Source organism: Candidatus Nebulibacter yamunensis, assembly GCF_024208055.1.
GTDB lineage: Bacteria > Pseudomonadota > Gammaproteobacteria > Francisellales > Francisellaceae > Caedibacter > Caedibacter lacustris.
Genome location: NZ_JAMBMW010000032.1, coordinates 1 through 10587, shown reverse-complemented (window position 1 = coordinate 10587; position 10587 = coordinate 1). Strand labels below are relative to the sequence as shown.

Annotated in this window: 11 protein-coding genes and 2 pseudogenes; 7 read left to right on the top strand and 6 right to left on the bottom strand. The window is 35.7% G+C overall.

All coding sequences use genetic code 11. The features are described from left to right. From M1V25_RS09870 to M1V25_RS09840, 7 genes and pseudogenes are all read left to right on the top strand, one after another. Positions 1 to 105 (top strand): annotated as a pseudogene (locus tag M1V25_RS09870) (IS5/IS1182 family transposase); the annotation flags it as partial. A 26-nt stretch (positions 106 to 131) separates the two neighbouring features. Further along, positions 132 to 284 carry a hypothetical protein gene (locus M1V25_RS09865; RefSeq protein WP_498843173.1) on the top strand — a complete coding sequence of 51 codons (153 nt, stop codon included), beginning with the start codon at positions 132 to 134 and terminating at the stop codon, positions 282 to 284. Between the two features lie 27 nt (positions 285 to 311). Beyond that, complete coding sequence (locus M1V25_RS09860) at positions 312 to 1493, top strand: MFS transporter (RefSeq protein ID WP_498843172.1); 1182 nt, start codon at positions 312 to 314, stop codon at positions 1491 to 1493. Positions 1494 to 1497: 4 nt separating this feature from the next. Further along, positions 1498 to 1689: a hypothetical protein gene (locus M1V25_RS09855; RefSeq protein ID WP_498843171.1), complete on the top strand. Its 192-nt coding sequence runs from the start codon at positions 1498 to 1500 to the stop codon at positions 1687 to 1689. Positions 1690 to 1757: 68 nt separating this feature from the next. Beyond that, positions 1758 to 2069 carry an ATP-grasp domain-containing protein gene (locus M1V25_RS09850; RefSeq protein ID WP_498843170.1) on the top strand — a complete coding sequence of 104 codons (312 nt, stop codon included), beginning with the start codon at positions 1758 to 1760 and terminating at the stop codon, positions 2067 to 2069. A gap of 93 nt (positions 2070 to 2162) precedes the next feature. After that, entirely contained in the window at positions 2163 to 2747 is a 585-nt protein-coding gene (locus tag M1V25_RS09845) for a hypothetical protein (RefSeq protein ID WP_498843169.1), read from the top strand. A gap of 134 nt (positions 2748 to 2881) precedes the next feature. Further along, on the top strand, positions 2882 to 5434 hold the full coding sequence (locus M1V25_RS09840; RefSeq protein WP_116963903.1) for a [protein-PII] uridylyltransferase family protein: 2553 nt from the start codon (positions 2882 to 2884) through the stop codon (positions 5432 to 5434). Between the two features lie 26 nt (positions 5435 to 5460). Here the strand turns inward: M1V25_RS09840 and clpA are convergent, their stop codons facing one another. The 6 genes and pseudogenes from clpA to M1V25_RS09810 form a co-directional block, all read right to left on the bottom strand. Further along, positions 5461 to 7686, bottom strand: coding sequence for an ATP-dependent Clp protease ATP-binding subunit ClpA (gene clpA, locus M1V25_RS09835; protein ID WP_498843168.1), 2226 nt, complete (start codon positions 7684 to 7686; stop codon positions 5461 to 5463). Between the two features lie 198 nt (positions 7687 to 7884). Beyond that, positions 7885 to 8214 carry an ATP-dependent Clp protease adaptor ClpS gene (locus tag M1V25_RS09830; RefSeq protein ID WP_498843167.1) on the bottom strand — a complete coding sequence of 110 codons (330 nt, stop codon included), beginning with the start codon at positions 8212 to 8214 and terminating at the stop codon, positions 7885 to 7887. Positions 8215 to 8427: 213 nt separating this feature from the next. After that, positions 8428 to 9363, bottom strand: coding sequence for an oxygen-dependent coproporphyrinogen oxidase (gene hemF / locus M1V25_RS09825; protein WP_116963901.1), 936 nt, complete (start codon positions 9361 to 9363; stop codon positions 8428 to 8430). Further along, positions 9357 to 9998 (bottom strand): alpha/beta hydrolase, encoded by a 642-nt coding sequence (locus M1V25_RS09820; RefSeq protein WP_116963900.1) that lies wholly within the window; start codon positions 9996 to 9998, stop codon positions 9357 to 9359. The genes hemF and M1V25_RS09820 overlap by 7 nt, the downstream gene beginning before the upstream one ends. A gap of 236 nt (positions 9999 to 10234) precedes the next feature. Then, positions 10235 to 10486, bottom strand: a complete 252-nt coding sequence (locus M1V25_RS09815; RefSeq protein WP_498843166.1) for an EVE domain-containing protein — start codon at positions 10484 to 10486, stop codon at positions 10235 to 10237. After that, positions 10483 to 10587: pseudogene (locus M1V25_RS09810) on the bottom strand (IS5/IS1182 family transposase); the annotation flags it as partial. The pseudogene M1V25_RS09810 and the gene M1V25_RS09815, both read right to left, overlap by 4 nt.

The following is a 10587-nucleotide window of genomic DNA, read 5'->3' as shown; positions in this document are numbered from 1 at the left end:
AAACGTTTTAAAATTATTGCCGACAAATATCGGAATAGACGAAAAAGGTTTGGACTTCGATTTAATTTAATAACGGGAATTTACAACTTTGAATTGACTAATTGAGGTTTGGAAAGAACTCTATTCAACAATTGAGAAAAACAGCGTATCAAAATTTTCCAGACCGATTATTAGATATATTTGCTAATCAAAAATCGATTGATCGCGCAAGTCCATATTTTGTTTTTGATCATCTTCCCACAGATGAAATTATCGCTGCACCATTTGGGGTATGCGAAGACTAGGCAAAGAAAATCATATAGTATTTAATCATGCATGCTGTGCGTAAAATGGTTAATTGTTTGTTAGGGTTACCTAAACAGATATACCTACTATTAACATTGATTTTTTTCAATGCAATGATCCAATTAGTCACTATTGTGGGAACGCTTTACTTTCATGATTATGGCTACAGCACAGACAGCATTGGTATCATGATTTCGTGCTTTGGCATAGGCTCGGTTATTGGAGGGTACTTGGGAGGCATATGTTCGGACATATTTTCAGCTAAATCTATCATTATCATCTCCTTACTTGGTAATGTAATATCGCTTATATTACTCCCATTTCAGTCTCATATACTTGGTTTTTGCTTTATTCTGTTTGCCATTGGTTTTTTTAATAGTGGTTTTCGTCCTTCATCTATCATAGCACTTTTAGAATATAAACATGTTATCAAGGAAATGTCCTTGCTTTCGTACAGGAGAGTAGCTTTAAATATTGGTTACTCATTGGGGGCATCAGTTTTTGGTTTTTTATATGATATTAAAAACATGTTGCCATTTATTGTGATGAGCGCCATTTTAACACTAAACCTTATAATTGCTTGCTTTTTATCATCGGGCTTTCCTCTGTGTAAAGCACCAAAAGCATCAAATGGTTCTGTTCAGACTCAAAAACATAGCGGATTGTTTGCTTTCATATTTTTAAATCTACTATTGCTCGTGATGATGATAATTTTTAATCAAAATCAAACAACCTATCCAATTTTTTTAAGCAGTCATGGGCTATTTTCTGCTGCGGATGTTTCACTGATATTTGCGTTTAGCGGGATAATAATTGTCGTATGCCAAATTCCAGTAGGTCATTTTTTTGACAAAAAAACGTTATCTACAACCTGCTTTGTAGGTGCTTTGTTATTATCTTTTGGAATTGGCTTGACGCTTTTGATTAGCAATATATACATCGCGTTACTGCTGTGTGTATTATGGACATTTGGTGAAATGATATTATTTCCTGCGCTGTTGCCTTACATGTTAAGGTCCAGCCCATACAAGAAAGGAAATACCATTGGCATTTATCAGTTAAGCTTTTCTGCAGCAGGGTTTGTTGCTCCACTTGTAGGCACAAAACTATACGTTATTTCCCCATCATTACTATGGAGCCTATGCTTGACAGTTGGCTGCCTATGCGCGTTTTGTTTTATTTTGTTAAACTCTATAAAAGGATACTGAAAAGATGAGAAAATTAGCTGTTTTTTTCAATACTTATACAAAATTACAGTCATATGAACTTGATGAAATCAATAGGAAGCTAGACCTTGATTATGTTTTTGTGGTTTCAATAAATGAATTGGCGTTGACACAAAATCGTTTTGCACATGAGAATATAAAAATTCTAATTGCAAAAATATTGCTTCGGAATATCTAAATTATAGTGATATTGAGTTTGAGTTAGAAAACATACTAAAACAATATAATCGCAATGATGTTAGGTTTGTGTGCTTATCAGAAGACTATTTATTACCAGTAGCTCAGTTAAGAGCAAAGTATGGTGTCCAAGGTTTAAAGCCAGAGGAGGCTGAATTATTTAGAAATAAAGTTAAGATGAAACAGAAGCTTGATGAGCATCATGTTAGAGTGCCAAGATTCTTTCAGGCATCAGATTTAATCGACAATAGTGATATAGAAAAAAGCTATCAGCGCATCACTAGCATGGTTGGGGATATTTTTGTCATCAAACCACTAGCGGATTTTGGGTCAAATGGAGTTAGTGTAATACATAGTAAAGAGCAGTTTTTTGAAGCATGAAGCTTAATTCAAAATCTTACACACTACGAAGTTGAAGAATATATATCTGGGACATTGTATCATATTGATAGCATTTACAAGAATGGCGAAGCTGTGTTCCAAGTATGTTGCCAATACAGTGTGCCGAACTGTCAGTTTAGAGATGGGAAAGCGCTTTTGAGTTTGCCGCTTCCTGAGGATTCAAAAGAATTTGCCTTGGGGAAATCACTGTCCGATACCGTTATGAAAGTATTTTCATACTCAGATGGCACAGCGCATTTAGAATTTTTTATCACTCAGGCGGGCGAAGTTGTCTTTTTGGAGGTTGCAGCCAGAACACCAGGTGCCATTATTGTACCTATGTATAAAGAGGCATTTGGTGTTAATTTATTAAATTTGGAGTTATTAACAAACTTTACTGATATGGATTATGCACAAGAGGTAAAACATTATTGTTTTAGCGGGATTCTACCTTATCAAAAAGGGCGTGTGACGAAATTAAATGTCCCTTCCCATGTAGCTGAGCATAAGATTGATCATTTAGTAAAAGTTGGTGATCTGCTTCCGACCTCACGAAACCTAAGAGATATTGCAGCAAAAGTTATCGTTAAATCAGATACATTTACATCACTTAAACATAAATTTGATAATATGTGTGAGTTTTTGGCTGTAGAAACTGAAGAAGTGACGGAAATTTAGAGTAGCTAAGAATGTAAGTATATTTACTAATCTATAAGTGCAATAATATTGAACCTATAAAAATCTTTAGTTCAAGGTTGCTATTTAACGTGTTACATTTATAGTACATATCGACCATAAGTGCCTAAAGCAAAATGTTAAAACAAGCATGTCAAGCCATTATTGATGATGTCAGTCAACAGTTTTTAAAGAAAAAGCACTCGATTTATAAAACCTTACTGCTTTACAATAAAAGCATTGATAAGCTTATTCTTCAGTATTATCCAAATTTGACAGCCATCGCCGTTATTGCCATTGGTGGTTATGGTCGCCAAGATAGAGCGCTTTTTTCGGATTTGGATTTATTATTTTTGGCAAAAAGTGATGAAGCATTAAACGATTTAAAGCTTATTAACTTTATTCAAGAACTCCATGATTTGCCACTTAAGATTGGCTATTCAACACATACATTGATAAGTTTATTTAAATATGTGCAAAATGATTTGAATTTATTGACAGCAATTTTAGATGCACGTTTTCTATGTGGAGACTTTGATTTATTTCAACAATTTAAACAGCAAGTGGATCTTAAAGAAAATTTACCAGCTGCTCCTGATTTCATCACTAAAAAATATCAAGAACAATGGGCACGTGATGATAAATACCCAATCAATCAGCAACCAGATATAAAAAATACAATTGGTAATTTACGTTATTTACAAAGTATTCACTGGATATTGCTTTATACCCATCCAATGGCAACCTTGCGCTACTTTGTTGAGCAAAACTATATTACTCAAGATGAGCTAAATGCACTAACAAAAGCACATCGATTGCTTTCAGCAATCCGTTTTTATTTGCATATTCTCTATCAGCGTGAGCAAAACACGCTTTTACTTGATAAACAACTCCTGGTTGCGCACTTTTTCGGCTTTAAACATAAAAAAACCAACAAAGCTATTGAGCAGTTTATGCAGCATTATTACAACAGCATTCGTCACGTTAAGCTGATCAATCGTATTATTTTTGGTGAATTGATTGCGCAATATGCTAAGAATAACGATACACAGCTAAATGAGCAATTTCGGATTGATAACGGCATTTTAAAACACAGAAGCATAAACTATCCTGAAAGAGAAGTTGAGTTAATCGAACCTTTTAGCTATTTTTGTCAGTATCCACAGATTAAAGCATTGGATGGAAATATTCTACGTAACAACATGCGCCTTATTAAAGCTATGGATAAGCGTAATTTCGTTACTCATCAAGCATTACAAATGCAGTTTTTACATTTGTTTAATCAACAGCATAATCTAAAAAGTGCATTGAGTATCATGATGGATATTGGTTTAATAGAAAAAATCATCCCTGAATTTGCGCGCAGCAAAGGGCAAATGCAGTTTGATTTATATCACCAATATACAGTTGACCGTCATACGATAGAAGTGATTAATAACCTTTATCGGATGCACTCTGACGCTTATCAGTTAAGCTTTCCTTTAGCATATAAGCTTATGGCTTGTCATCCTGAACCAAAATTATTATATATCTCTGCTTTATTTCATGATATTGGCAAGGGAAGTGGTGTTGATCACTCTAAATTTGGTGCACGTTTAATTCAAAAATATGGACATTTATGGCAGCTTAAACAAGATGAAATGCACCTTGTCACTTGGCTTGTTAAACATCATCTGGCTTTTTCACGTGCAATTAAAAAAACAGATATTTTTGATGCCGAAGTTATTCGTCAATTTGCATTATTTTGTCAGAGCCAATATTATTTGGACAGCCTATTTTTATTAACGATTGCTGATATTCAGGGCACTAATCGCAATCTATGGACAAATTGGCAGCAAACCATGTTTATTAATTTTTACCAAAACATTTGTCATCAATTTGGTCAATTGGTGAAGCTTACGGTTAAAGAACAGGTTAAACAAATACAGTTAAAGTTACTGAGTTTGTTAGGTGAAAACGAACAAATCTATATTAAGGAAGTATGGCAAGCGTTACCTGCTCGCTATTTTACTGAACAGTCTACTGCTGCTTTAACATGGCAAAGTAATATCATAACTCAGGAGATAGATAATTGTGCTGATCAAATCGTGAAGTTTTTTTGCCAGTTTAATGAAAAATTACAGCAATCTATGCTATTAATTCTAGCACCAATAAGTTCACTTGACTTATCTTCTATTTGTTATGTCTTATACAAGGAAAATATTAATATTACAGATGCAAGCTTTTTCCAATTACCAAATAAGATTATGCTTTACCAGTTTACGTTGACAGATCTAAATCACGTACCATTAAAGGAACCAACGACACTGCAATGGTTAAAACAGCATCTTGATTGTGCCTTAATCGTTAACAAAGTAAGCTATCATCCTAATCATGGTCAAGCATTGGCAACAAGCACGTTAAAGCGCATCAAAAATAAAGTACAAATCTTAAGTCCAAAGCATAAGACATATTCGCAAATTATCGTGAAATGCGCTGATCGTCCTGGTTTGTTAGCAGCACTTTGCTATTTTTTAGAAACGCATCACCTTTATATTATTCGTGCACGCATTCACACCGCGGCCCATAGAGTTGAGGATACATTTTATGTGACTGATCAAGCGTATAAACAAATTACAAGTCAAGGCAAAAAGCAACTATTAGTGCATAGATTCTTAAAGTATTTAAGTTCATTTAGTGTTAAGCGTTGAAAAGGTGTTGAGGTAAACCACTAAAATTAACTATAAGTAAACGCAAGTTTATTCTTTTTGACTGTAAGCTCTGCACGTCCTCCAGAAGCGAGTTTACCAAATAAAATTTCCTCAGCAAGTGGTTTTTTAATCGTTTCTTGAATTAAACGTGCCATAGGTCGAGCGCCCATTTTTTCATCGTAACCATGTTCTGCTAACCACTCTTTGGCTTGTTCATCAACTTCAAGTGAAACGCCTCTGTGATCAAGTTGACCTTGTAACTGAGCAAGAAATTTATCAACGACAGACTTAACATCTTCTTTTGATAGTGGCGCAAATTGGATAATAGCATCTAATCGATTTCTAAATTCAGGTGTAAATATCCGTTTTAACGTCTCCATACTATCAGGTGCATTATCTTGTTTAGCAAAACCAATTGAATTTTTTTGAGATTCAAATGCTCCTGCGTTGGTTGTCATGACCAAGATAATATTCCTAAAGTCTGCCTTGCGTCCATTATTGTCTGTCAGTGTACCATGATCCATGACTTGTAGTAGCAGGTTATAAATATCAGGGTGTGCCTTTTCGATTTCATCTAACAAAACAACTGCATAAGGATGCTTCATTACCGCTTCAGTCAATAATCCACCTTCTTCATAGCCAACATATCCAGGAGGTGAACCAATTAAGCGAGAAACTGTATGGCGTTCCATGTATTCAGACATATCAAAACGTAATAATTCAACACCAAGTAAGTTAGCAAGTTGTTGGGTGACTTCGGTTTTACCAACACCTGTAGGACCTGAAAACAAGAATGAGCCCCAAGGTTTGTTGGGATCACGCAACCCTGCCCGAGCAAGTTTAATTGTATCAACCATAGCTTCAATGGCTTGATCTTGACCATAAACTAGCATTTTCAAATCTTTTCCTAGCTTTGCCATCGCATTTTTATCCGAAGTGGAGACGGTTTTGGCAGGGATGCGTGCAAGTCGTGCGATCATGTTTTCAACGTCCGTGACATTGATGAGTTTTTTCTTTTTGGTATGACCATTGGTACGTTGATAAGCGCCTAGTTCATCAATGACATCAATGGCTTTATCAGGTAAAAATCGTTCGGTAATATACTTTGCTGATAGTTCAGCTGCAGCTTGCAAAGCAGGTAGTGTATATTTGATGTTGTGGTGATCTTCAAAATAAGGCTTAAGCCCTTTTAAAATTTCATAGGTTTGCTCAATTGTTGGTTCTTCAACGTCGATTTTTTGGAAACGTCTGGCAAGCGCATGATCCTTTTCAAAAATCGTACGATATTCCTGATATGTGGTTGAACCGATACATTTTAAATCGCCTGAGGCAAGTGCTGGTTTAATAAGATTTGACGCATCCATAACTCCACCAGAAGCCGCTCCTGCACCGACAATTGTGTGAATTTCATCGATAAATAAAATTGCACCTTCTTCTTGAAGTTGTTTTAGAACTTCTTTAAAGCGTTTTTCAAAGTCACCACGGTATTTTGTTCCGGCTAAAAGCGTACCCATGTCAAGTGAGTAAATCGTACCATTTGCAAGGACATCAGGCACTTGTTTATCAACGATTTTTTTAGCCAAGCCCTCGGCAATTGCAGTTTTACCCACTCCTGCTTCACCAACAAGAAGAGGGTTGTTTTTACGGCGGCGACATAAGACTTGAGTAACACGCTCAACTTCATAGTCTCGACCAATTAAGCGATCAATTTTACCTTCTTTAGCACGTTGATTAAGATTAACAGCATATAATTCAAGTGGCGTTTTTTCTCTTTGTTCATCAGTAGGGTTTACGATTGACTGTTGGGTTTGTTGATTGCTGTTACTATTAGAAACCCCGTGTGAAAGATAGTTTACAACGTCAAGACGTGTAACATTTTGTTGTTTTAAAAAACTGACTGCTTGACTATCTTGCTCGCTAAATATTGCCACCAGTACATTAGAGCCGTTAACTTCCCCTCTACCTGAAGATTGGACATGAAAAACTGCACGTTGTAATACACGTTGAAAACCAAGCGTTGGTTGTGTATCTTTACCTTCTTCAGTAATTTTGGGTGTAGATTGCTGAATAAAAACGTCTAAAGAAGTTTTAAGTTCAGATAAGTTTGCACCACAAGCCCGGAGCACTTTTTTAGCATCAGCATTATCAATTAACGCACTTAACAAATGCTCTACCGTTAAGTATTCGTGTTGTAAGTCCCTTGCATGCTGAAATGCTTGATTTAATGTTTGTTCGAGTTCCTTACTTAGCATACTACACCTGTAATTATTTATGTTCCTTAATCTTTATATTTATAATAGACGAATTACAGGCACAAAAAAACTCGAATCTAAAAAAACGATAATGAATTATCAATCAAAGTAGAGGAAAATTTATTTTTAATCGTGATGGGATTTAATTCCGCGGGGTTTACGGACTGGTATAAATACGTTAAGTGCACAGAATTTAATTTATAAGTAGGAGCGACTTGTAATTACCATAAGAGGATGGCCTGCTTGTTTGGCAATACTTATTGCTTTGCATGCCATAGTTTCAGCCAAATCTTTGGGATATTTGCCACACAACGCCTTACCTTTAAAATGTGCTTCCATTGTCACACGCTCAGCATGTCTTGTTTCGAGTTTAAAAACGTTTTGAATCAAGTCAACTACGAATTCCATTGGCGTGAAATCATCGTTTAATACATAAACGTTCCGCATTAAGGCATCTTTTTGCTCAGTGGCAATTTTCTCTTGTATAGTTTGAGTGTATTGTGTTAATTCAAGGTCAAAATCTAACATCTAATACTCCTTGTGATTGACTTAACCAGTAAATATGGAAAAGTTTGGTTGTGAATGCAAGTTAAAACAAAAATAATTGCGTTTTAACCGCTGGCAAGTATTACAACAAAAGAAATGTAGAAAGGCAAGAAAATTTTGATTATTATGTATTCAATCTTAAAGGCTACAGGATAAATATTGAAAATGCGTTAAAGTCGTGTTTTTTTATTACTTTTATTGTTGCAGTGAAGCATTTTCGGCTAGCCAATCGCGAATTGGCAAGAAATCAGTATAGAGTTTTTCTTCCTCAGAGTGAGGCTTAGGATGATAATTGTAAACCCATTTGACAAGTGGTGGTAAGGACATAAGAATTGATTCAGTACGCCCTGCTGATTGCAAGCCAAAGTGTGTACCTCGATCAATGACAAGGTTAAATTCTGCGTAGCGCCCACGACGATACAGCTGAAAATCGCGTTGTTTTTCACTATACGGCGTATCTTTTCTACTAGCAAGAATCGGGGCATAGGCCTTGATATAGTGATTGCCAATCGATTGCATAAATTCAAAAGAGCGTTCAAATCCCCATTGATTTAAATAATCAAAAAACAAACCACCAATTCCGCGACATTCTTTGCGATGTGGCAAATAAAAATATTCGTCACATTGCTTTTTACATTGATAATAGACGTCCTTACCAAATGCTTGGCAAGCATTAAATGCCTCTGTGTGCCAGTGGACACAATCTTCTTTAAAGCCATAATAAGGAGTAAGGTCAAACCCCCCGCCAAACCACCATACAGGGTCACAACCTTCTTTTTCAGCAAAGAAAAAACGCACATTCATATGCGAAGTAGGTGCATAAGGATTCAGAGGATGAATAACAAGCGATACACCCATAGCTTGGAATGAATAACCTATAAGTTTAGGTTTCATGTTTAATATAGCTTTAGGTAGCTCACTACCTTCGATGTGCGAAAAATTAACGCCTCCTTTTTCAATAACATTGCTATTTTCCAATACGCGGGTGCACCCCCCTCCATTACCATTTGTATATTGCCAATTATCTTCGTGAAAGCTTTTGCCATCAATCTGTTGTAGTGTATTGCAAATTTGATTTTGAAGTGACAATAAATAGTTTTTAATTGCTTGAATATCAATTTCGTTTACCATTGTGAAACCCTTGGTTGATAATATCTTTCGATCTGTTTTCTAAGTTTAACAAGTTGACCATGAAAAAAGTGACCAACATTATTTAAACGTATTAAGGTTGCATCATGAGAAGTTTGGTTAATAAAAAATTTACAGACTTCATGATAACTGACCACTTCATCATCTATTCCTTGAACCAAGCACCATGCCATGCTTGGCTCAGGATAATTGGATAGGGGGAAGTTTACCACTGCTGGCGCAATGGTTAAAAGTGCTAAAACATCCGCTTCCCTTCGCATTGCAGCCTTGTAAGCAACAGCACCACCAAATGAAAAGCCAGCAAGTATAATTTTTTGGTTTGGTTTATTTTGATGAATATGGTCAATAATACTTAACGCATCCTCAAGTTCACCGTCGCCACCACCATAACTTCCTTGACTTTTTCCCACACCACGATAGTTAAAGCGTAATGCTTCAATCCCAAGGTTATTAAAAGCTTGTGAAATGGTTGTGATGACCTTGTTATTCATTGTGCCTTGGAACAATGGGTGAGGGTGACAAATCACGACACTTTTATCTCGACAAGTGAAATTTTTAGGTGTATCTAGAGTTGCTTCAAGCATCCCAGCTGAACCATGAATGAAGAAATGACTCATAAAATACGATATACCCACCATCGGTTTAAGATAATGGTATCTTAACAAAGCGAAAATTAAAGTGCTAACTTAAGCAGCAGATTGTAGAAGCTTTTTGATTTAGATCAATTAAACGAATATTTGATATTTTTTATTCATTAAAATCTATTCAATAATAAAAGTACGCATCCCGTAAACATCTGACGATTTATCCGTCTTTAAGATCAGATTTTATTAGCATGGCCGACCATCTTCATCTAATAATGGATAAACTCAATCATGCCATTAGCGATGATCTCAAATGACTCTAGGTCGATTTCTAAAAACCCATAGCGGAAAACGTAGCCCCACGAATTTTTATTTTTGATAAAGGGCAACAACGGCACAAGCGGTTTGATATCAATGTGCTTTGCCTCAAAATAATTGATATTGTGCCTAAATAGTTTGAATCCACATCCCATATCTACTTGGTAGGGTTCATCATCAATAGAGTTCTTTCCAAACCTCAATTAGTCAATTCAAAGTTGTAAATTCCCGTTATTAAATTAAATCGAAGTCCAAACCTTTTTCGTCTATTCCGATATTTGTCGGCAATAATTTTAAAACGTTT